General features: G+C 39.5%; 16 protein-coding genes. 6 read left to right on the forward strand and 10 right to left on the reverse strand.

Annotated elements, in window-relative coordinates; translation table 11 throughout:
* Nucleotides 1-91 precede the first annotated feature (91 nt).
* The 4 genes from L0668_RS04440 (at nucleotide 92) to L0668_RS04455 (ending at nucleotide 5,215) form a co-directional block, all read left to right on the forward strand.
* Entirely contained in the window at nucleotides 92-2,392 is a 2,301-nt protein-coding gene (locus L0668_RS04440; RefSeq protein WP_235310875.1) for a carbohydrate binding family 9 domain-containing protein, read from the forward strand.
* A gap of 118 nt (nucleotides 2,393-2,510) precedes the next feature.
* A complete protein-coding gene (locus L0668_RS04445) occupies nucleotides 2,511-3,446 on the forward strand; it encodes an SPFH domain-containing protein (RefSeq protein WP_235310876.1) in 936 nt (311 codons plus the stop codon).
* A gap of 3 nt (nucleotides 3,447-3,449) precedes the next feature.
* Entirely contained in the window at nucleotides 3,450-3,905 is a 456-nt protein-coding gene (locus L0668_RS04450) for an NfeD family protein (RefSeq protein WP_235310877.1), read from the forward strand.
* Between the two features lie 170 nt (nucleotides 3,906-4,075).
* Nucleotides 4,076-5,215, forward strand: coding sequence for a hypothetical protein (locus L0668_RS04455; protein ID WP_235310878.1), 1,140 nt, complete (start codon nucleotides 4,076-4,078; stop codon nucleotides 5,213-5,215).
* Nucleotides 5,216-5,252: 37 nt separating this feature from the next.
* On the opposite strand, the gene pmbA is transcribed toward L0668_RS04455, so the two are convergent.
* Nucleotides 5,253-6,578 (reverse strand): metalloprotease PmbA, encoded by a 1,326-nt coding sequence (pmbA, locus tag L0668_RS04460; protein ID WP_235311214.1) that lies wholly within the window; start codon nucleotides 6,576-6,578, stop codon nucleotides 5,253-5,255.
* A 119-nt stretch (nucleotides 6,579-6,697) separates the two neighbouring features.
* On the opposite strand from pmbA, the gene yjgA reads away from it, so the two are divergent.
* Nucleotides 6,698-7,237 (forward strand): ribosome biogenesis factor YjgA, encoded by a 540-nt coding sequence (gene yjgA, locus L0668_RS04465; RefSeq protein ID WP_235310879.1) that lies wholly within the window; start codon nucleotides 6,698-6,700, stop codon nucleotides 7,235-7,237.
* 5 nt (nucleotides 7,238-7,242) lie between these two features.
* Nucleotides 7,243-9,690 carry an Ig-like domain-containing protein gene (locus L0668_RS04470; protein WP_235310880.1) on the forward strand — a complete coding sequence of 816 codons (2,448 nt, stop codon included), beginning with the start codon at nucleotides 7,243-7,245 and terminating at the stop codon, nucleotides 9,688-9,690.
* A gap of 105 nt (nucleotides 9,691-9,795) precedes the next feature.
* On the opposite strand, the gene tldD is transcribed toward L0668_RS04470, so the two are convergent.
* The 9 genes from tldD to L0668_RS04515 form a co-directional block, all read right to left on the reverse strand.
* Nucleotides 9,796-11,238, reverse strand: a complete 1,443-nt coding sequence (gene tldD, locus L0668_RS04475; RefSeq protein WP_235310881.1) for a metalloprotease TldD — start codon at nucleotides 11,236-11,238, stop codon at nucleotides 9,796-9,798.
* Nucleotides 11,231-12,058 carry a carbon-nitrogen hydrolase family protein gene (locus L0668_RS04480; RefSeq protein WP_235310882.1) on the reverse strand — a complete coding sequence of 276 codons (828 nt, stop codon included), beginning with the start codon at nucleotides 12,056-12,058 and terminating at the stop codon, nucleotides 11,231-11,233. The genes tldD and L0668_RS04480 overlap by 8 nt, the downstream gene beginning before the upstream one ends.
* Nucleotides 12,051-15,980 (reverse strand): YhdP family protein, encoded by a 3,930-nt coding sequence (locus L0668_RS04485; protein WP_235310883.1) that lies wholly within the window; start codon nucleotides 15,978-15,980, stop codon nucleotides 12,051-12,053. Before L0668_RS04485 ends, L0668_RS04480 begins: the two co-directional genes overlap by 8 nt.
* A 44-nt stretch (nucleotides 15,981-16,024) precedes the next feature.
* The gene (gene rng / locus L0668_RS04490) at nucleotides 16,025-17,488 is read right to left on the reverse strand and encodes a ribonuclease G (RefSeq protein ID WP_235310884.1); all 1,464 of its coding nucleotides are present in this window, start codon (nucleotides 17,486-17,488) and stop codon (nucleotides 16,025-16,027) included.
* Nucleotides 17,478-18,047 carry a Maf family protein gene (locus L0668_RS04495; RefSeq protein WP_235310885.1) on the reverse strand — a complete coding sequence of 190 codons (570 nt, stop codon included), beginning with the start codon at nucleotides 18,045-18,047 and terminating at the stop codon, nucleotides 17,478-17,480. The genes rng and L0668_RS04495 overlap by 11 nt, the downstream gene beginning before the upstream one ends.
* 2 nt (nucleotides 18,048-18,049) lie before the next feature.
* Complete coding sequence (mreD, locus tag L0668_RS04500; protein WP_235310886.1) at nucleotides 18,050-18,526, reverse strand: rod shape-determining protein MreD; 477 nt, start codon at nucleotides 18,524-18,526, stop codon at nucleotides 18,050-18,052.
* Complete coding sequence (gene mreC / locus L0668_RS04505) at nucleotides 18,526-19,383, reverse strand: rod shape-determining protein MreC (RefSeq protein WP_235310887.1); 858 nt, start codon at nucleotides 19,381-19,383, stop codon at nucleotides 18,526-18,528. The genes mreD and mreC overlap by 1 nt, the downstream gene beginning before the upstream one ends.
* Before the next feature lie 163 nt (nucleotides 19,384-19,546).
* Nucleotides 19,547-20,590: a rod shape-determining protein gene (locus tag L0668_RS04510; RefSeq protein ID WP_235310888.1), complete on the reverse strand. Its 1,044-nt coding sequence runs from the start codon at nucleotides 20,588-20,590 to the stop codon at nucleotides 19,547-19,549.
* 223 nt (nucleotides 20,591-20,813) lie between these two features.
* Nucleotides 20,814-22,679, reverse strand: coding sequence for a formylglycine-generating enzyme family protein (locus L0668_RS04515; protein WP_235310889.1), 1,866 nt, complete (start codon nucleotides 22,677-22,679; stop codon nucleotides 20,814-20,816).
* Nucleotides 22,680-22,804 lie beyond the last annotated feature (125 nt).

Raw genomic sequence — 22,804 nt, forward strand, 5'->3', positions numbered from 1 at the left:
CTCTAGGTACTTTATTTACCCGCACTTTAGGTTATGCTGTCTATCCTAAATACCACAACAACAAATTTGCACATTACTGGAACATTAAGCTGTGTTACGAATTTTTATATTCTTTTGGGTTAATTTTATTTTTTGTTCTGCTGTGTTCGCCCAATCCTCTTGGCCAATGAATGTTCCGAATTCAACCAAAGGTATTGTGTTAGATGGTGACTTAAATGAAGTGCAATGGCAGCAAGCTAAAAAGTTTGAATTGAAATACGTGACGTCTCCGTTTGAAAACACTGAGCCGCCAGTGGTAACTATTGTGCGTATGTTTGAAGACGGCAAAACTTTGTTTGTTTCATTTGAAGCAAAAGATCCTGATATTTCGCAGCTTCGCACTTTTTATCGAGATAGAGATAAAGTCTGGAGTCATGATTTAGTTGGCTTAAAGCTTGATCCATTTAATGACAGCCGAATTGCCTACGAGTTTTTTGTTAATCCTTTTGGTGTGCAAGCAGACGCTGTTGAAAACGAAATGACCGGGAATGAGAGTGATAACTGGGATGCTGTATGGCGCTCAGCGGCCAAAATTTTAGATGATGGTTACCAAGTAGAAATTGCTATTCCATTACAAATCATGAATTTTGAAGAAAGTAAAAATGTTAAAACTTGGGGGGCTGAATTTGTGCGCTTTTATCCAAGGCAAGACAGATTGCGTATTTCAAATATTCCCAAAGATAGAAATAACAGCTGCACCTTGTGTCAGTTAGGTGAAATATCTGGATTTAAAAATAGCAAGCAGGGTAAAAGTCTCACATTTGTGCCTACCTTAGTTTTAGGCAAAGGCCGAAATAGGGATATTTACGATACAGGTGACTGGGAAAACGGCAACAACCAAGAAGTAGGCCTTGATGTGAAATGGGGCATCACCCCCGAAGTATCTTTACAGGCAACCCTTAATCCAGATTTTTCTCAAGTGGAGTCGGATGTTGCTCAGTTGAGTATTAATAATACCTTCGCCCTCTATTTTGACGAAAAACGTCCATTTTTTTTAGAAAACTCGAATTATTTCACCAGTAATTTTGATTTAGTACACACACGAAATATGAATGCGCCAGATTACGGTGTGAAGGTAACAGGCCGAGTTGATCAACATACGTTTGGGCTGTTTGTGGCGAATGATGAAAATACCAGTTTTATTGTGCCAGGCAATTTAGGCTCTAGTATTGCCCAACTCGATCAGGAGTCAATTAATGTAGCTGCTCGTTATCGTCACGATTTATCTGACAAGCTTTCACTAGGCTGGACTAGCACCTTGCGAGATGCTGATTCATATCACAATTATGTAAATGGCCTAGATGTTAAGTACCAAATCAGTGATAAAGATGTATTTGCAGCGCAATTGTTATCGTCTGATACTCAGTACCCTATTGAGTTATATAAAGAGTTTTGTGATAACCAATGCTCAGATAGAAACGATTTAAACGAAACCGCTTTACGTCTACAAAAAGAAGGTAGCTTTAGCGATAAGGCGTATCGATTGGCTTACTACCACGAAGAGCGTGATTGGTTTACTGAAGCCATATATGAATCAGTTGGCGAAGGTTTTCGTCGGGATTTGGGCTTTGGTACTCGTGTCGACAGAAATAGAATGATTTTGGGTGGAGGTTATAATTGGTATAGCGATCACTCTTGGTGGCAAAGAGTTAGAGTGTCTGGTGATTGGGATATTTCTCACAATGATGCTAATGAAATTTTGGAAAAAGAGGCTGAAATATATTTAAGTATTCACGGCAATTATCAGTCGTACTTTGAATTAGGCCAATTGCAAAGAGAAAGTGTTGGCCTGCGTCATGACCCTAGCCTGTTATCTGTTCAAAACAACACAACCTTATTTACAGAAAATCAATCTAGTATGTATTTTGAATCTCGGCCAGTTTCATATTTGTATTTTAGTCTGTCGGCTTCATATGGTGATCAAATTGATTTTGATAATAATCGTTTAGGTAAACAATTAGCACTGAGCCCTATAGTGACTTTAGATGTAGGGAGCCATTTACAACTCAGCTTAAGACATACTTATAAAAAATTAGATATTCAAACTGATAATTTATTTACCGCTAATCTGACTGATATACGAATTACTTATCAATTTGATCAACGACAGTTTTTAAGGTTTATTTTGATAGGCGCAGATATTCAGCGAAACCAAGATCTTTATATCAACTATGACGTGGATAAAGAATATAAAAGCTTAGGAACACAACTTTTATATTCATATAAACTCAATCCATTAACTAAATTTTTTGTGGGTTATTCAGATTCAGCGGAACAATATGAATTGATTCAACGCCTAACCAAAAATGAACAATCAGTATTTATGAAGTTTAGTTATGCTTGGATGAACTGATTTATGCCGATTGGCATTAATTGCTAGCTGAGAAATGCTCTGCATCTTGAAAAGTACAAAATTTACCCACACATATACGATAGTTAAAAAGTAATTTCATGTAAAAAGGAAGTAGATTATGGAAGTATTACTCGATTATATTTTTACCGCTCAGGCATTTATTTTAGTACTAGTTATAGTGCTATTAAAAAGCTCAATCAAATTTGTACCGCAAAATCGTGCTTATGTGATTGAACGATTTGGTAAGTATCAGTCTACCAAAGAAGCGGGTTTAAATTTTATAATGCCGATCATTGATCGCGTTTCGGCCGATCGTTCTTTAAAAGAACAAGCTGTAGATGTGCCAGAACAAAGTGCCATAACTAAAGATAATATTTCGTTGCATGTAGATGGTGTCTTGTATTTCAGAGTGTTAGATCCAGTTAAAGCAACCTATGGTGTGGATGATTATGTATTTGCGGTGACCCAGTTAGCTCAAACTACTATGCGTTCTGAATTAGGTAAAATGGAGTTGGATAAAACATTTGAAGAACGAGATCAACTCAACACCAATATAGTGGCCGCAATTAATGAGGCTGCCAGTCCTTGGGGGATTCAGGTTTTACGGTATGAAATAAAAGACATAGTGCCACCGCATTCAGTGATGGAAGCAATGGAAGCGCAAATGAAAGCTGAGCGAGTAAAACGGGCACAAATTTTAGAATCTGAAGGTGATCGTCAAGCTGCGATTAACCGAGCTGAAGGCGAAAAAGCCTCAGTGGTTTTGGCTGCTGAAGCAGATAAGTCAGAGCAAGTATTACGTGCTGAAGGTGAAGCAAAAGCTATTGTTGCTGTAGCAACCGCTCAAGCCGAAGCATTAAGGCAAGTAGGTGAAGCGGCTGCAACAAGTGAAGGTCAAAAGGCCATCCAGCTAGACTTAGCCACTAAAGCAATTGAGGCCAAACAAGCTATAGCTAAGGAGTCTTCTGTAGTTTTATTGCCAGATGGTGGAACAGAAGCAGCTAGTGTGGTCGCTCAGGCTATGACCATAATTAATCAATTAAATAAGGGATAACCTATGGATTGGGCATACAATAACTTAGCAGAAAGTTTGCTCATTTTAGGCATTCTTTTATTGGTAATTGAAATTCTGGTGTTGGGATTTTCTACTTTTGTGCTGTTTTTTGTAGGTTTGGCAGCCATAGTGACTTCTGCTTTTTTATTTATCGAAATCATTCCTAACACGCTACTTAGTGCTTGTTTAAGTACAGGTATCATAACCGCATTGTTAGCTACAGTGTTGTGGAAACCTTTGAAAAACTCGCAAAACAAAGTCGATAAAACCAAAGCTAAAAGTGATCTTATTGGCCATAGTTTTGTGTTAACCGAAGATGTCTCTCCAGAATATTCTCCGAGTTATCGTTATTCAGGTATCGAGTGGAAACTTGAATCGGCTAATCCAATATCAGTAGGTACTAGCGTGGTAGTGATTGATGTTTCAGTAGGTAAATTTACAATTGAAGCCAAAATCTAGACTGCAATAAAACTTGGGTGCTTAAAAAGTATAAGTTGGGAGGTGAATCAAGCGAGATAAAAACGCTCATTACTCTTATGCAAAATGGTATTAATAGTCTTAGACCATTGACTATCACTCGCTTTTAAAGATATTAATAGTTGCACAAATAGCTCAATCTAAGGCTCGCCATGATCAAACATAGACCACTATTTAAGTACATTAAAAATCATGATGCACTCTTTACTGAACTCGCCATCATTCGAAATGGGTATGTTAAAAGTTTGGGTTTAGTGGATAGTACTTACCATAAAATTCCGAAATTCGTTGCCAATGATGGTAGCCGGTTAACCATAGAGCCTGAACGCAGTATTGTGGTTGAAAATTTTCGAACCTTTAAAGGTGTTAAAGACATCTTAGGGCACGAAATTTCTGGGTTTTATATTATTAATAATAGCGATATCGGTTTTCGATACCCCACTGCTGCCATCGCTGGATTAGATGCCCCTTTTATTAAACGTTTTCGTTCTGAATACTTTCATCAAGACAATGAAGAGCGAAATATCTGCCGGCCTATTAATTTGTCTTACGGCATTAAAAGTCGAGGTAAAGCTGACAATAGGCAAGAATACGAAATTTGGGTGCCTGATGAAGCTTTAGAGCATGATACTAGCCCTTTATTTATTGATAAATACGGAGAAGATTTACCTGAGGATATTCGGCAGTTTGCCACTGAACCAGCAGTTGTACATGGCTGGATGGGAGTAAAGCGAGCCGCCTTTGAAGGCATATATATTAATAAACGTAATATTGGTGATTTGGCAATTGTAGTTGGTTTATCGGTGGATGCTTATAACATAGGTGCTAACCCTGACCTGTCATTTTCTAATCAAGTGGGCAGTTCAATTGCTGTACATAATGCCGAATTAGAATGGGAAATTATGGGATATTACGCGCCACAAGGAGTACACATTGAACATGACCAAATCTGGCAAGCCATAAATTATACGATTGAAGCGGTTAGTCAGCCAATCCAAGACGTCTATGTCAATTCAATTATTCCTTGTAACGAAAGTAAAACCGAACGAATTCTGAGTACAATTCAAGGTTTAGGTGTGACTGAACGGCAGATATTGGATTGGAATTTAAAGCCATCAGAGTTTTTGCAAACCAGCACTCCTGATCGAAAAAAGGCCCATGATCCTTCTCGAAGTGTTAATTTACTCGGTCGGTTAAATCGTTTGTTTTATCAAGAGAATCATAAATTACCATCGTTAAATTACATACACGAACTGATAGCCGCCCCAAGTCCTAAAGGTTCAAGAGGCTAGCCGTTTAGATTGATAAACAAAAGTACAAGTGCTGATATTAATCACCAGCAACTTGCATACTTTCAATTAGCACTGAGCCAGTTTGTACACTGCCTCGTGTTTCTGGCACAGCGCCTATGGCGACAATATTCTTCAACATATCTTTTAAATTACCGGCTATGGTAATTTCATGTACTGGATATTGGATTTCGCCATTTTCTACCCAAAACCCCGCTGCACCACGAGAATAATCGCCGGTGACTATATTCACACCTTGACCCATTAATTCGGTTACTAACAACCCTGTGCCTAATTTTTGCAACATGGCTTGATCTGATTCACCTGTATTTTTAATAAACCAGTTGTGGATCCCGCCAGCATGACCTGTGGTTTGCATCTTAAGTTTACGTGCAGAATAACTGGTTAATAAGTACTGATTTAATATACCGTCTGTGACTATTTCTCTGTCTTGGGTGATAACCCCTTCATGATCAAACGGAGAGCTCGCCAAGCCTGACAAAATATGTGGTCGTTCAGAAATATCAAACCAATTAGGCAGCACTTGTTTACCTAAATGATCTAATAAAAATGAAGATTGACGATACAAACTGCCACCACTAATTGCATTAATAAAATGTCCAAATAATCCCGAGGCGACTTCTCTATGAAATAAAACCGGTACTTTACAGGTTTTGACTTTTTGCGCGCCTAATCTATCTAAGGTAAATTGGGCGGCATCTCGACCAATTTGTTCTGGGCTGTCTAACAATGTGGCGTTGCGATTAACTGAATAGGCATAGTCTCGCTGCATATCACCGTCTTGTTCACCAATTACCACACAACTTAAACTGTAACGACTGCTATTGTATCCAGCGTTAAATCCGTGACTATTGCCGTAAACTTTAGTGCCTATATTGGCATTATAAGAGGCTCCATCTGAGTTACTAATTCTAGGATCGACATTTAAAGCACTGGTTTCGGCGGCAATAACTTGCTTAATGGCTAATTCAGTATCAAGTTCGATCGGGTGGTAAAGAGCTAAATCAGGGTAGTCATATGCCATGAGAGATTTATCAGCTAAGCCAGAACAATCATCTTCACTGGTGTATTTAGCGATTTCGATGGCTTTTTCAACAGTTAACTTTAAGGCCGCTGGTGATAAGTCGGCGGTAGATGCGCTACCTTTTTTCTTGCCATGGTAAACAGTAATACCTAATCCACCATCATTGGTAAATTCTACGGTTTCGACTTCTTTCAAGCGAGAGGATACAGCTATGCCTTGTACTTTAGACATGCTGGCTTCCGCTTGTGTCGCGCCTTTTTGTTTAGCTAGTGTTAATACGTCTTCTACTATGTTTTGAATTTCAGATAATTGTTGCTGCATAAATCCTTCGTGTTCTAACACTTGTTGGAGCCCAGAATCGTGCTTTGGCCAAATGTGTATAGTTTATTGATGCTTTCAAGGTTACAATCTTGTATTAGTGTATCACTAAAGATAATGACATGGTTGATCCAAGAAAAAACATTGATGTGGAAGAAGACTTCGACATAGAAGAAGACACAGAATTCCTGAGTAAAACTCAAATAAAAGCCCAAGCCAATGAACTACAAAAATTGGGTACTTCCTTGGTAGATTTAGGCGCGTCTGAATTGGCAAAAATACCGTTAGATGCTGAGTTACTCGATGCGGTAATGCTGGCAAGACGAATTCTACGTAAAAAAGAAGGTTATAGGCGCCAGTTGCAATTGATTGGTAAATTAATGCGTAGCAGAGACGTAGTGCCAATTGAACAAGCTCTATTAAACATTAAATCTGCCCATAAAAAAGCTAATAATGCATTTCATAGAATTGAAGAGTTACGAGATGAGATGATTGCTCAAGGTGATCAAAAAATCGAAGACACCTTAGTTGAAGAGCCATTGTTAGATAGGCAAAAACTTCGCCAACTAGTACGTCAGGCCAAAAAACAACAAGCAGAAAATAAGCCGCCTAAAGCCTCACGAGAGTTATTTAAATATTTGAAAGAAGTTATTATTGGATAATTAACATGCAGCTGACTAATACCTCATTTTCTTCATTGTTATTTGTTATTCTTTTTTTAGTGAGTTGTGGCGGTGGAGTATCGGGAGAAAATGGATCCGATCCTTTTGGAAATGGTGGTAATACTGATAGTGAAATACTCAATTACACCCTGACTTTGGAAACTTTTGATGAGCAATGTTTAACTACAGTACAGAGCTATATCGCCGGACAAAATGTCTGCATACAAGCCAGCCTATTGTTAGACGGCACCCCAGTGTCAGGGGAAATCATTACCTTTAACAGCGCATTAGGTTCTCTATCAACTGCAAGTAAATTGACAAACGCACAAGGCATAGCTCAAATTACTCTTATTGGTGAAAGTACAGAAGTAGGTGCAGCCGTTTTAAGTGCAAGTTTTGGTGAGCTAAGTGTAGAGCAAAATTATGAATACCTAAGCAACAGTTCTGCTTTAGAATCAATAGCAATAATTCAAATTGGTATGTTAAATAACGGTGAAGCCGTCAACCGTTTTCAAGCAGAAACCGAAGTTCAATTGCAAACTCAAGTTGTTGATATAAACCAATCTCCCCTTTCTGGTGTGGTTGTTACCTTCAACGCTCAACGAGGCACCTTAAATACCGATTCAGCATTAACTGATGCCCATGGTATTGCCCAAGTCACGCTATCAGCTGCAAACGAAGATATCGGTGCTGCTGTCGCCACTGCATCAGCCATGGTAAATGATATCGATTTAGCCAGTTCGTTGAATTATGAAGTACAAGCCGCGGGTGCAATTAGCGAGCAAGTGATCCGCTTAGGACACTTCGATGACAATGGTGCATTTATTGAAAATCAACTTGGGGTTAGTGCCAGTGCGCTAGATACTGCAAGCAATGTAGAAATTAGCGCAGGCGGAACTTTAGGTTTAACCATTGCGTTAGTCGATGAAAATGATCAACGTATTCTAACTCAAACTCCAGTCACCTTTACCTCTAACTGTGTAGCGGATGGTTTTGCCAATATAGACACCGTTGTTAATTCTATAAATGGCGTTGCAAATGCAACATTTGAAGATTTAAGTTGTGCAGGTGGTAATGGCAACATAGATGTCATAGTTGCATCAGTGGTCGTTAATAATGCCACCTTGAGTGTATCTCAAACTATCAATATTCAAGCTGAGTCTATCGGTTCGCTGTCTTTTGTATCGGCTGAACCAAGCACTTTAGTTTTGCGTGGTACAGGCGGTCAAAATAGCTTTTCTGTATCTACGTTGATATTCCAAGTTAACGGAGCCTTGGGTAATCCATTAGCTCAACAAGAAGTTTCCTTTGGCCTTAATACACAAACTGGTGGTCTTCACCTTTCTTCTGAATCAGGTTTCACCAACTCGCAGGGGCAAGTAAGTACAAGAGTTACTGCCGGTAACGTTCCTACTTCGGTGCGAGTCACGGCTAAAGCCCAAACAGAGTCAGGTAGTACTATTATTACTCAATCAGATTTATTGTCTGTCAATACTGGGTTACCTGATCAAAATAGTATTACGCTTTCAGCAGACAATTTGAACCCAGAAGCTTTTAACATCAATGAACAACAGGTCAATTTAGTGGCAAGGTTATCGGATACCTTTAACAATCCAGTTCCAGATGGAACGACAATTAATTTTACGGCAGAGGGCGGTTCAATAGATGGTAGTTGTAATACTATTGCAGGTGCTTGTTCTGTAACTTGGACCAGTGCGCAACCTACGGTTCCCGATCACCGAATTACCATATTAGCTACTGCTATCGGCCATGAAACTTTATTTGATGGCAATGGAAACAATATTTATGATGATACTGATGGAATAGGATTTAACGACAGTACTGATAACGGTTTATCGACTAGTTTATATGGCAACACAGGCTTCGTTGATATTAGTGAAGCTTGGCGCGATGATGATGAAGATCGTGTAAAAGATTCTGGCGAAATTTTCCTGGATTATAATGCTAACGGAGTCTTTGATGGGCCTGATACTCTGTTTAATGGACCACATTGTACAGGCAATAGTTGCGGTACAGGTGAAGCAAATACCATGCATGTTCGCCGAGCACTTATTTTAGTAACCTCAAGCTCTGAAGCTCAAATTGATATTACTAATAAGAGTAATGCAATTTTAGCCAGTAATTATCAAGATACAGTTTCAATTGCTAGCATTGAACGAGGAGAAGCTCGCTCATACACATTAGTATTTGCGGATACGGCACGTCAGCCTATTCCAAGTGGTTCTAACATTGTTGTGTCATCTAGTGCTGGCTTATTATCTGGGCAAATAAACTTCGAGATGCAGAGTACAAATGTGAATTCTGAAGCGAGTGCGACCTTTATTTTAACAAATAATCTAGTAGGCACATCTACTCAAGCTGCGGTCTCTGTCACTATTACCACGCCTAGCGGAATTGAATCTTCAGTTAGTATGCTAGTTCCACTAAATTAGTTTTTGCAAAATGATATATAACAGTGAGTTGATGAAAAAATAGCCCAGTAAACCAATTGGCTCACTGGGGTTTAATACATACCTAAGTTTAAGCTTAGTCTCAAATTAAGCTGTTCCACCTACGGTTAACTCATCTACTTTAAGGGTGGGTTGGCCTACGCCCACCGGTACACTTTGTCCATCTTTACCGCACACTCCAACTCCATTATCTAAAGCCAAGTCGTTGCCTATCATGGATATTTTTTGCATGGCTTCAGGACCATTACCAATTAAAGTGGCACCTTTGATTGGCGCAGTAATTTTGCCTTTTTCGATTAAATAAGCTTCTGATGTAGAGAATACAAATTTACCTGAAGTGATATCAACTTGTCCGCCACCAAAATTAGGCGCATAAATGCCTTTGTCAATTGAAGCAATAATTTCTTCTGGTTCGTATTCTCCACCTAACATATAGGTGTTGGTCATACGGGGCATAGGCAAGTGAGCATATGACTCTCGTCGACCATTTCCAGTGGCTGCAACGCCCATCAAACGCGCATTCATTTTGTCCTGCATGTAACCTTTTAATACGCCATCTTCAATCAGCACATTATATTGAGTTGGGGTACCTTCGTCGTCCACACTCAATGAGCCGCGTCTATTGGCTAGTGTGCCATCATCTACCACTGTACATCCTTTGGCAGCCACTTGTTCGCCGATACGGCCACTGAAGGTAGAGGCGCCTTTACGGTTAAAGTCGCCTTCTAAACCATGGCCTACGGCTTCGTGTAATAATACGCCAGGCCAACCGCTACCTAAAACAACCGGCATTTGTCCGGCTGGAGCTGGAATAGCTTGCATATTAATCCGTGCCATATGGATCGCTTCATCAGCTATTTGTTGATAACGAGGGCTACCATCGTCTTGAGCCTTAAAATAATCGTATGCATAACGGCCTCCGGCCCCAGAACTGCCTCTTTCTCGACGTCCATCTTGTTCCATCAGCACTGAGCAATTAAGCCTAATCAATGGACGTACGTCGGTACAAAAAGTACCGTCAGTGGCGGCAATCAGTATTTCTTCATAAACACCACTGATACTGATGATAACTTGAGTTAAAGCGGGTTCTTGTTTACGTATGTATTCATCAACTAAACGCAATAGGGCTATTTTTTCTTGATCTTGCATAGCTAAGATTGGGTTGTCCGAAGAGTAGCGGCTATGAGCGGTGCTAGCTTGTAGTGGCGTGATTTTATGTTTGCCGCCAGCCGCAGAAATACTACGAGAAGCTTTAGCTGCCTTTATTAATGCATCGGGAGAAATGTCGTCGGAATAGGCGAAACCTGTTTTTTCACCATTTACTGCTCGAACACCTACCCCTCGCTCAATGTTATAGCTACCTTCTTTGATAATGCCGTCTTCTAATACCCAAGTTTCATGTTGGCTAGATTGAAAATATAAATCAGCGTAATCGGTGTCGTGGGCATAAATGCTTTCTAATGCTGACTCTAAAGTTGAACGACTAAGATCAGACGCGGTCAGTAAATTTTCTTCTACCAAGTTAGACAAGTTGACTCCTGAATTTGTTATGTTGATGAACAGGCATGTTAGCGCGAATTTTGCTTATTAAGGCGTGGTCAATCTGAGTGCAAATGGTGCCTGTTTCTTGTGGCAACTCAGCTAAAGTTTGTCCCCATGGAGATATGATACATGAGTGACCGTATGTTTGCCGCTGATTTACATGTTTACCTGTTTGGTTAGCAGCCACTAAATAGCATTGATTTTCAATCGCCCTAGCATTTAATAAATGCTGCCAATGGGCTTGGCCGGTTTTTTGAGTAAAGGCTGCAGGCAACGCCAATACGTCTAGTGGGGCAATCTGGCTCATAGCGGTAAACATAGCCGCGAATCGAATGTCGTAACAAACAGCCAGTCCCAAATTACCGAATGGTGTGTCTACTACGACCAACTTATTACCCGCTTGGGTATAACTAGATTCTAGATAAGTACCTGTATTGTCGCTGATTTGTACATCAAATAAATGGATCTTTTGATACTCTTCAAGCGCTGCACCTTGGTTATTAAATAATAAGCAAGAAGCTGTATATTTATCAGGAATGTCGCACAATATTGGAAAACTGCCAGCGACTATCCACACATCATATTGTTTAGCTAATTCCGCAATGCGGTTTTGAACGGGGCCACTATTTTTATCTTCAGCCACTTGTAAAATTGTGTACTCATTGCCACCAAAACAAGCGAAACATTCTGGTAACACTACAAGACAAGGCCTTTGTGGTGGCAATTTTTGTAATTCTTGCTCGACAAATTGGAGGTTTTCAGTGACATCTGGTGTGGAAGTCATTTGAATGGCGACAATATTAGCCATTAATAGGCTCCTGTGCTGGAACCTGTAAGTTGACAGGTTCAATTAATTTACTATCTACTGGGAATAAATCAGGTTCACCTTGCGGCTCGGGAGTAGGCTTTGTTTTGGCTGGTAAGCTTATTTCTTTACTGTCTCGGCCTAATTCTTTTAATTGTGGATCATCTAAGGTGCCGGTTAAGGAAAATTTAATATTAGAAATCACTTTTGCTGAGGTTAAAACTTGATCTATGGCCAGTGCTGCTAATGCGGTAGCTGGGTTCACCATCCAGGCAACGATAACTGGCAAACTCGATGTTACTTTGGGGGCAAATTCAATTTGGTAATTTAATTGTTGTGCTGTTAAGTCTGTGTATCCACGCATGGTTATTTCACCCGCCCCTCCGTCTACAATTGTGTCTTGGGTATCGGCTACGCCATTTTGAAGTTGAAAACTGCCGTCAATTTTGTTGTAAAAGAATCCCTTGGCAAATACGTCTCTAAAATCTAAGGTGAGTTTTCTAACTAAGGACTCTAAGCTTAGTAAACTAAAAATTCTTGAACCTTTATCGGTTACTTCGGTTAAGTACCCATCACTTAGACGCCAGTCAATTTGCCCGTTGAGTGATTCAAAATTAAACTCGTAGGGTGCTCGTTGCCAGCTAATATCAAAACTTGCTGCGGCTTCAGAGTCTTTTATACCTGAGTTAAAATTAAATCCTTTTAGAAATGCACCAAAATCAGTGCTAGAAAAGTCACCTTTTAATCGAGTGCTACTTTTATTTTTTACTAAGAACCAATCTCCCTCACCGTTAAATAAGCCGTAATCATTTTTTAATCTAATCTTGTTGATACGCATGCCAGTGGCTGCTCTAGTTAAACTAAAATCTACTTTTCCGAGATCGTGATCTAAATAACGACAACGAGCGCATGAAAAGTTTATAGGCGGCAAGGAATCTAGATCTGCTGAAAATTGATTGTTATTTTCAGCTTTATTTTTTGGGGGGGCAGGTGTTTCGTCTGTTTGCCATTTTGCCAATTGAATAAAGTCAGCATTGATATTTACACCTTTGTTAAGCCACTCTTTGTATATGGCTATTTCCATTCTGGCTTGTTTAGCATTGATATCTAGCAACCAAGAGTCACTGGTATTTTTTGCTACAACATCTAAGTCGGTTAATTTTTGCGAAGCGACAATTGCATTATCAGCGCTAATAAATATTCTTTTCGGCGCTTCTAATAATGGTTTCTTATCTTGAGAAGTAACACTTTCAGGTAAATCGCTAATTAAGCTATTGATGGTACGATACCATTGGCCAGTATCGATATTAGGTAACTTTGCTGAAACACTGAAACCCAGTCCCATACCGACTATATCTGAATCTCCTATTGCCAGATGGGCACGAGAAAACTGCATATCTTGATGAGGGAGATTACCATTAAATTCAATTTTATCGCCGAGTTTAATATTAATTGATGAAGCTTGTTGATTACCCTGAATAGTTGAGCTGAGATACATTAATTCTTGTGCTGTTTTGGCAAAAGGTGTTGGTAAATTAGAGGCTAAATTTTTTAACTCACTGTTGATTGCTGCTGAGTATATGTAACCATCCTTGATTAAAGTTAAGTCAACTTGGCCATCCCACTGACTATGCCCATTTAAATAAGGTAGGAGGTTAGAGTAATAATCTTCAAGTAGAGGTGTTATTTGCCAATCTCCACTTAAATTTATCTTGGCTTGGTATCCTTGTTCCTGCTGGGCGCCATCGAATGATATCAATACAGGCTGTTTTAGTAACATGGCTTGCATATCACTAAACTTGACCAGGTCGTTATTAAATTCAGCAACGCCATTTGCTTGCTCTAGGCTTATATCAAGACTTGGAATCTTGACTTGGTTACTAGACAAGTAGGCTTTGCCTTTAGCAACCACCTGATTACCCGAAAGTGGAATATGTAAATTTAGCTCAGTTTCTATTGGCCCACTAATTTGTACCTGTTGTAAAGTGTGACCTAAGGTATCAGCCAAATTAGATTCTAACATTAGGTCTGTGACCTCTTGTCCTAATGCTTTAGCTTTTGCATCTATATTTAAAATGGCATTGTTTGCTAATTTAGGAATTTTCGCTGACATGTTTATTAGGTCTACGTCTAATAATTTTCCTTGTTGACTTGTCATATACAGACTTTGATTTTCAAACAATAAATCAATGTCTAGTTCGGTGAGTGCTGGCCACTGAGGAGCAAATTTTAACTGGCCTTGTTTAATCTTGACATTGGCTTGAAATACTCCCTGATTTTGAGCAAATGGAAAGGCATTTAGTTTTCCATGCCATAACAGATTGGCCGCTGATATTTGGCCACCAAGCAATGACTCAATTAGATAAGCCCGTGTTTGTTCACCCATTAAATTTGTAGGATATAAGTTATCTAAGCTGGCCACATCCAACTTTTCAATTTTTGCACTGAAAGTGAGGTATTGATCTTGGCTATCATAAAATAAGTGTGGGGAAAAAGTGAGTGGGTCGCTTTTAAACAGGGCATTGTCAGTGGTAACTGTGAAGTTTTTATCTGAGCTACTTAGGTATAAATCAGTAAAGAATCTCTGGTATGGGATGTCTTCAGGTAATATTTGGTTTATGGATAAGATGCCGGCTTTGCTTTTTAAAGACAATAAGCCATTGTCTTTATGCCAATTTATTTCAGCATCAATACCTTGCATGCCAGGTAAATAAGACGTTTGCTGCCAGCCTATATCCGAGATGGTTGCATTTATTGTGATTTCACCTGACTCGTTACGATTCAGCAACAAAGATGTTAGCTCTGCTTCAGGTTGTAGCGCGCTAATGCTTGCCAAGTTTTGTTGATTTAATACTAATGGTAACAAGTCTATAAGTGGCGATAGCTTGATTTTTTTATCCTGTTGTAACAGCAAGTCACCTGATTTTGATATTTTAGCCAACCAATCACTGTTGATTACCCTATCGTTAATTTGTAAATTCAAGTTATCTAAGTTAAAGAGCCAGTCTTGTTGTTTAGGGCTAGCACTAATTTGGCCATCTATAATTTCTGCTTTTATTTCACCATTTTTGTCGCCATTTCGGGTATTCCAAGCAAAACGACTGTTGGATAAATCGAGTTGAACTGAATCTACTTTGTTGTTTCCAATTGCAGCCCACATCACAAAACTACCACGACTTTCCACTAGTTCATGGGAGGTAACTAACCATTGTTCGACCCATGGGGACAAATCAACCTCTTCACCCTTAGCGTAAAAAGTACCATTTAAAGTTTGTAAATCACCATGCAAATCTAAAATAAATGAAGATGAGTTTTTGGCTATTTCTTCGATTTGTAATTGACCCACACCTTGGTGATGTTGGTCTTTGTTAACCCAAGATACTTGGTCAATCAGTACCACTTGCTGGTCTTGGGGGGTGTTCAAAATAATTTTACTGTCACTAATCGAAAACAACTGCAATTGTTGTAAAAACAGTTTTTCAAGTGCTTCAACGATTGGATATTCTGACTCATCTTGTCCTAGAGAGGTTAACTCCAGTGTCAGCTCTAATCCTTCTAGGTCAAACTTATTGGCTTGAATTTGTTTAGCCAAGACAGATTGCCAAAAATCTACTTCAATTGAGGTTTCATTGATTTTTAGTTTTACTGGAGATGAACCTGTTTGAGCTAATTCTAAATCTTCTAATACTATTGCCGGCCCTACCCCTTGCCATTTAGCTGTGATAGTACCGATATAAATATCTGCCCCAACTTGTTGCGACAACCATTGTTCTAAATAGTGTTTTTGATCATTCATGTAAGGCAGAGAATAACGCACTACACTCAGAGCAACGGCGATCACAACTAAACTCAGGGCAATAAATGTCCAGAGCTTTTTGACCACATAGGCGACATAAAATGACGCTGACTTTGACTCTTTTTTCACGTTTTCTTCTACTTTTTATATAAATCGAATGATCTACATCACTGTTACATCATAACCACGTCAAACTTATCTTGGCTGTATAAGGCTTCTGTATGTACATTAATTTGTTTGGTTACGAATATTTCCAACTCAGCTAACATGTGAGATTCTTCGCCAAGCAAAGCTTCCACCACTGCTGGCGAGGCGTACACCACAAATTTATCTGCGTCGTAAGCTCGATTGACTCGCACAATTTCACGCATTATTTCGAAACATACTGTTTCGACTGTTTTAACCGAGCCTCTACCCTTACATACTGGGCACTCTCCACATAATACATGTTCTAAACTTTCACGGGTGCGCTTACGTGTCATCTCTATTAAACCAAGAGCAGTAAAGCCATGAATATTAATTTTAGCTCTGTCTTTACTCGTGGCTACTTCTAAACTGTGCATTACACGGCGTTTATGATCTTCCTCGGACATGTCGATGAAATCAATTAAGATCATGCCACCTAAATTACGTAATCTTAGTTGCCTTGCAATGGCTTGGGTCGCTTCAATATTGGTATTGAATATAGTTTCTTCTAGGTTTCTATGACCAACAAAAGCGCCCGTATTGATATCAATTGTGGTCATAGCTTCGGTTTGATCTATGATTAAATATCCACCTGACTTTAAATCTACACGCCTTTCTAAAGACCGTTGTGCTTCATTTTCAACGTCGTACAAGTCAAAAATAGGTCTATCGCCCGGGTAATACTCTAATAAACCATTTAATTCTGGGGCATATTCTTTAGTAAAATGCTGTAATTCATTAAATGACAATTTAGAATCAATTCGAATTCTATCTAACTCTGTCCCAACAAAATCACGTAACACCCTTCTAGCTAAAGGTAAATCTTCATACAAAATATGAGACTTATTCTTCATTCGTGAACGAATTTTCTGCCATAAGCGACGTAAAAAATCTGCATCTTGAGTGAGCTCTTGGGATTTAACCCCTTCAGCAGCGGTACGTAGAATAAACCCCCCGTGTTCGCTACAAAATTCTTGCACCAGCCCTTTTAACCGTTCTCGTTCTTCTTCGTCTTCGATTCTTTGAGAAACACCTACGTGTTCTACACTTGGCATAAAGACCAAGTAGCGTGAAGGGATAGTAATATCGGTAGTCAAACGGGCGCCTTTGGTGCCTATCTGATCTTTTACTACTTGTACTACTATGTTTTGACCATCGCGGACTAGCTCTCGAATATCGCGTTTTTCAAGGTGGCTAGAAGAGACTTCTTCTTCAATTTCACTGTGTACTGCAATATCAGAGGCATGTAAAAATGCGGCCTTATCTAAGCCAATATCCACAAAAGCAGCTTGCATGCCAGGGAGAACTCGACTGACTTTTCCTCGATAAATATTCCCAACTAAGCCACGTTTGGTGTGTCTTTCAATATGGATCTCTTGCAAAATTCCATTTTCAATAAGTGCAACCCGTGATTCTGAAGGGGTAACATTTATTAATAATTCAGCACTCATTGATCACCCCATTTTCTGTTAAAAGCAATTTTGTTTCATATAAGGGTAACCCAACTACTGCGCTATAGCTGCCTTTAATGTGTTTCACAAATTGTCCGCCTAGCCCTTGAATACCATAACTACCGGCTTTGTCTTGAGGCTCACCAGTTTGCCAATACCAATCGATTAACTTAGAACTTAGAGCGCCAAAAGTAACTAGAGTTTCAACTATAACGGAATTTTGTTGCTCGCCATTTGTAATGCATACCGCTGTTATGACTGTATGTGTGGAGTCTGACAAGGTTTTTAACATACGTTGAGAGTCAGCTTGATCATTCGGTTTACCCAAAATTTCACCTTTTGCTAGCACGATAGTATCAGCGCCCAATACCCAGTCGTTTTTTGCTGAGTTTTGCCAACCAAGTTTAGATTTCTCGGATGCCATTCTTAGTACGTAGTCTAGTGGATTTTCAGTAGGTAGAGGGGTTTCATTTATATTGGCTGAACTTTGACTAAACTTAATGCCCAACTGAGATAAAAGTTCAGCTCTACGAGGAGATTGTGACGCTAGAATCAGCATATCTAGTGTAATCTTAGTTGGCGACGTACTTTGCGCAATAACCAAAATAACCAAGGCCACATAACAACTGAGCTGGCAACTGGCCATAAATAATCAAACAGAAAATAAATGTCAGTGATTAAATGTTGTAACCAAAACACCACCAAATTATATAAAGCGTTTAAAATACCAATGATAATTGACTGCTGCCAAACCGAATAGTTACGTAATCGTTGATAATTTGCGGCCAGAACATAAATACTGAGACATAAAGCAAAACTATGCACACCCATACTGGTGCCAAGTAAAATATCTAAAATCAAACCGGTAAAAAATGCGACGCCCACGTTCACTCGGTTAGGTAGGGCTAAAACCCAATAACTTAAGACCAACATTACCCAATCTGGACGATATAAATCAACAATTGCTGGCATGGGCATAATTTGTAATACAAGCGCAACAATAATGCTTAAAGCAATAGAATAATTTCGTAGGCTCATTATTGTGGGTCCTCAAGCAAAACTTCATCTTTTGCCTGTTGATTGGGCCATAGCACCAGTAAGTATTTTAGGCGATCAAGTTGTGCAACTGGAGTCACTAATACTTGGGCAAATGGGCGGCTTTCATCTCTAACGATTGAACTAATAGTAGCGACTGGATAACCTTCAGGAAACACGTTTCCTAGGCCGGAAGATAACAATAAATCACCTACTTGTAGTTCGTTACTGTGAGGTACATGAGGAATAAATAACTCACGTAAACTTCCAGATCCTGCAACAATCAAGCGTACATTATTTCGTGCCACTCTAACTGGGATAGCATGAGTAACATCAGCTATAAGTAATACTCGACTATTGGTGGAGCTCACTTGTTGAATTTGACCGACTATGCCTTTGTCATCTAATACAGGTTGACCTTCAAATACACCGTGTATAGCACCTTTGTTAATAACTATTTGATGACTGTAAGGGTTGTTGTCAACGGCCATTAACTCTGCCACTAAGCGTTCTGTATGGTTATTTACAGGGGCGTTTAGTAAGCTGCGTAATCGTTCGTTTTCTTTTTGCAGGAAAGTTAAACGTTGAAGTTGTTCACTCATTAATACCGCATCATGAGTTAATTTAGCATTTTCAGTCACGAGTCGTTCATGGGATACCAAGCGACTTGCACTGGTATTTAACATCTCTCCTGGAAGGTTGGCTAAATACTGCAAGGGACTGACTAACGAATTTAAATAAACACGTGTGGTACCGAAACCATTTAATTTGTGGTCAAATAAAATGAGTGCTACGGACATACACAAGCCTAGTGCCAAACGGCTTTGTAGAGATGGACCTCTAGAAAACATCAAATTCATTATGTACCCAAACTTCCTTAGAATTAGTGTTTCAGTGAGTGTGGACTGATTAAACAAGTCGCTGACTTGTATAATTGAGTCGATTTCAAGTCTTGTTTTAAATGACTAGTATAAATGGTTAAAAGGCAGCACAAATGCTGCCTTCATTCATAATAATTAAAGATTATTCGTAGCTAAACAGATCTCCACCATGCATATCGATCATTTCAAATGCCTTACCACCACCTCTAGCTACACAAGTCAGTGGATCATCAGCAATCACAACGGGTATGCCTGTTTCTTCCATTAATAAGCGATCTAAATCTTTTAATAAAGCGCCACCACCCGTTAACACCATACCTCTTTCTGATATATCTGAAGCTAGCTCTGGAGGAGATTGCTCTAAAGCCACCATCACAGCAGAAACAATACCTGTTAATGGCTCTTGTAATGCTTCAAGAATTTCGTTGCTATTAAGTGTGAATCCACGAGGCACACCTTCAGCTAAGTTACGGCCACGTACTTCAATTTCTTTTACTTCTTCGCCTGGATAAGCTGCACCAATTTCGTGTTTGATTCGTTCAGCAGTTGCTTCACCGATTAAAGAACCAAAATTACGACGAATATAAGAAATAATCGCCTCATCAAATTTATCACCACCAATTCTGACTGAAGAGGAATACACGATACCGTTTAATGAAATAATAGCCACTTCAGTGGTACCACCACCAATATCGACCACCATAGAACCGGTTGCTTCTGATACAGGTAAACCCGCTCCAATTGCCGCGGCCATAGGCTCATCAATTAAATATACTTCACGAGCTCCTGCACCTAATGCCGACTCTCTGATCGCGCGACGTTCAACCTGAGTAGAACCACACGGTACACAAACCAGTACTCTAGGACTAGGCCTTAAAAAATTATTGTCGTGAACTTGTTTGATAAAATGCTGAAGCATTTTTTCGGTGACATAAAAGTCTGCAATAACTCCATCTTTCATGGGTCTTATTGCTTTGATATTGCCAGGAGTTCTACCCAACATTTGTTTGGCTTCACGCCCCACTGCTGCCACACTTTTGGGGCCGCCAGCGCGCTCTTGTCGAATTGCCACTACAGACGGTTCATTCAGAACAATACCCTGGTCTTTAATATAAATCAGAGTATTTGCTGTACCGAGGTCGATTGACAAATCATTAGAGAACATTCCCCGAAGCTTTTTAAACATGGAAAAACCGCATCCTGGTTGGTAATTTATAAATATCCGCTAACTTTACCAATGCACCTTGATTTCAGCAAGCACAGAGGTTCAACAAGGCAATAAAAAAGTGCGTTTTAGGCGTTTTTTATCGATTAAAGTAATAAAGTGACACAAACATCAGTTTATGAACAAATAATATAAACAAAAATCCCGGCTGGTATGCCGGGATTTATTGAATTACTAAAATGTGTTATTGCTCTCGAACAACTCGAAACCCAATATAGTTTGAACGGAATGTGCTATCTAGTTCCATTCGGGTAGAAGCCCGTGCTAATCGAGGAGCGAAATTCCAAGCTCCACCCCTTACTACTGCACTGTTGACGTTTTGTTCACTAGTAGTCCATTCCCAAACGTTGCCTACTGTATCAAATAAGCCAAAATCATTTCGTTCAAATGAACCTACAGGTGCGGTACTAACGTTAGACCATTGACTTCCACACCAACCACAATTTGCGTTGTCGGTGTTAACACCTTCACCCCACCAGTAATCTGTTTCTTTGCCAGCGCGTGCGGCGTATTCCCAACGAGATTCAGAAGGTAATTTGTAAGCTTGACTACTGGCTTTAGAAATCCAATCAACATAGGCTTGTGCATCATTTAAACTGACACACACCACTGGGCTTTGATCAGTTTGCACAAAACCAGGACTACGCCAGTTGCGATCGTCTTGCCACACAGCTTTACCATCTTCGTAAAAGGCACAACCTTTTTCTTTCTCTGCATCTGTAACATAACTGGTGGCATTTACGAAGGTTTCAAAGGCTTGTACGCTTATTTCAGTTTCACTGATACCAAAAGATTGTTTAAATTCTTTGGTTTTAACTGGGCGTTCATTTTCCAGTCCAAGACCTGTAATGTCGCCCATTCTAAAACTGCCCGCAGGCACAACTACCAAGTCTGGGCCCGGAATATCACCCGCTAGGATATCTTGAATTCGTTCACCTTTACTGAAGGTGTATTGTGCACGATTTAAGTCAACTTTGATGGTTTTAGGTTCTGTTAAGCTAATGGTTTGACGACTAGAATCAAAACCGCGTTTAACCACTTCAATATCGTGTTCACCAGAAGGTAACATCACTTGTAATTTAGTTGAACCGTAACTTACGCCGTTAATAAATACTTCATCGTCAAATACATTGGAACGCACAGTAAGTTCATACATGACGGATTCGTCAGTGACCAGGGTAGGGGCAATCGCTGCTACTTGGGTGACTTCTTGACCTTTAAAATTGATACAATAACGTCTGTCTAAACCCAACAACTCACAACCTACGGTACGTTTCAGATTGCCCTGTAATTCTAGGTTCATTTTGACATTATAATTACCTTGACCACTAAAGTTACTATCGGCCACTTCACTGCGTAATACTTGCACTGAGGCATCAGAGGTTTGTCTTCTTTTTTCTGCTTCTACAGCTTCACTTAATCCATCAAACACACTGTCTAAGAATCGTTTCGATGCTTTTTGTTTTGCTAATGCTTTACCGCGAACAGTACATTTAGATAAGGTTTCATCTTTGTCACAGGTGATTTTGTGACTGACTACTACAGATTCTTTACGATTAAATTCTTTGTATAAACGATCCACTCGAGCACTATTGTATTGTTCTTTCAGTCCTTCAATTGTGTTCAACAAACTGTGTTTAGACACCTGCATTTGTTCTACATCTTGCAACTTAGTTTGCCATTCGTTGTACTTGTCTGTGATGGCGTCTTTAATGGCTTTATGGGTTCGAACTGCTTTGGCGTATGCTGAGCGAGCTGGTGTGATGTCTAACTCAGGATCATCTATTACTTTTTCATACTGCATGTTCATTTCAATTAAAGCAGATTGCCTATCTGCATCAGCTAAGGTTACATTTTGCCTTAATTCCGCTAGATCTTTTTCTAAATTATTTGCCAAAGCAATTTGTGCATCTAAATCACTGTTGTAGTTATCGTATTCAGACTGCTTAGTTGATATTTTTTGCGCAATCTCGGAGACCGAAAGAGCAAATGCCTGTTGGCTACTAAATGAAAGGGCTGCGATAAAAGTAAGTTGAGCTATACGGTTCATTATAAAATTCCAAACTGATTGCCTATAGGCAACTATTTTTATTGTTATGATACAAAACAGGCACAAGCCTGCCAACTCACAACTTTGTCAGCCTATGCTATTGAGTTATAACAAAAAGCGCAAGC

This window comes from Paraglaciecola algarum (genome assembly GCF_021532655.1).
Taxonomy (GTDB): Bacteria; Pseudomonadota; Gammaproteobacteria; order Enterobacterales; family Alteromonadaceae; genus Paraglaciecola; species Paraglaciecola algarum.

What these genes read in the sequence shown, in the direction of transcription:
- L0668_RS04510 (WP_235310888.1), bottom strand. Translation starts at nt 20,590, where the DNA reads ATGTTTAAAAAGCTTCGGGGAATGTTCTCTAATGATTTGTCAATCGAC.
- L0668_RS04445 (WP_235310876.1), top strand. Translation starts at nt 2,511, where the DNA reads ATGGAAGTATTACTCGATTATATTTTTACCGCTCAGGCATTTATTTTA.
- L0668_RS04455 (WP_235310878.1), top strand. Translation starts at nt 4,076, where the DNA reads ATGATCAAACATAGACCACTATTTAAGTACATTAAAAATCATGATGCA.
- rng (WP_235310884.1), bottom strand. Translation starts at nt 17,488, where the DNA reads ATGAGTGCTGAATTATTAATAAATGTTACCCCTTCAGAATCACGGGTT.
- L0668_RS04450 (WP_235310877.1), top strand. Translation starts at nt 3,450, where the DNA reads ATGGATTGGGCATACAATAACTTAGCAGAAAGTTTGCTCATTTTAGGC.
- pmbA (WP_235311214.1), bottom strand. Translation starts at nt 6,578, where the DNA reads ATGCAGCAACAATTATCTGAAATTCAAAACATAGTAGAAGACGTATTA.
- mreD (WP_235310886.1), bottom strand. Translation starts at nt 18,526, where the DNA reads ATGAGCCTACGAAATTATTCTATTGCTTTAAGCATTATTGTTGCGCTT.
- L0668_RS04515 (WP_235310889.1), bottom strand. Translation starts at nt 22,679, where the DNA reads ATGAACCGTATAGCTCAACTTACTTTTATCGCAGCCCTTTCATTTAGT.
- L0668_RS04470 (WP_235310880.1), top strand. Translation starts at nt 7,243, where the DNA reads ATGCAGCTGACTAATACCTCATTTTCTTCATTGTTATTTGTTATTCTT.
- L0668_RS04480 (WP_235310882.1), bottom strand. Translation starts at nt 12,058, where the DNA reads ATGGCTAATATTGTCGCCATTCAAATGACTTCCACACCAGATGTCACT.
- L0668_RS04495 (WP_235310885.1), bottom strand. Translation starts at nt 18,047, where the DNA reads ATGCTGATTCTAGCGTCACAATCTCCTCGTAGAGCTGAACTTTTATCT.
- mreC (WP_235310887.1), bottom strand. Translation starts at nt 19,383, where the DNA reads ATGAATTTGATGTTTTCTAGAGGTCCATCTCTACAAAGCCGTTTGGCA.
- yjgA (WP_235310879.1), top strand. Translation starts at nt 6,698, where the DNA reads ATGGTTGATCCAAGAAAAAACATTGATGTGGAAGAAGACTTCGACATA.